This is a genomic window from Paracraurococcus lichenis (genome assembly GCF_030657435.1).
Classification (GTDB): Bacteria; Pseudomonadota; Alphaproteobacteria; order Acetobacterales; family Acetobacteraceae; genus Paracraurococcus; species Paracraurococcus lichenis.
The window spans coordinates 1-335 of record NZ_JAUTWS010000550.1; the positions used below are offsets into that span (position 1 = coordinate 1).

Sequence of the window (335 nt, forward strand, 5' to 3'; positions counted from 1 at the left end):
CTGGTGGTCGCCGTCCAGCCAAGCCGCCAGCACGCGCAGCATGCCCTCTGCGTCGAGCCGGTCGGTTTTGGCCCGCCGCGCCCGCCGGTTCACCAGGATGCTGGTCGGCTCGAGAACGTAGGCCGCGACGCCGTGCGCTGTCAGCAAACGATGCAGCCAAAAGCCGTCCCGGCCCGCCTCGAAGCAGCACGTCACGCCGACGGCACGGCCCAGCCTGGTCGATACCTGCTTACCCAGGTCTGTCAGCAGCGCCAGCAACCCGGCCGTGTCGCCACCCTCGATGCGGTGCAGTCGCGACTTTTCGGCGCCAGGCAGCCGGGCGGCGACGAGCCAGA

Annotated in this window: 1 pseudogene; it reads right to left on the minus strand. The window is 70.4% G+C overall.

What is annotated here, in order from left to right:
• A pseudogene (locus Q7A36_RS41195) lies at window positions 1-335 on the minus strand (IS110 family transposase); the annotation flags it as partial.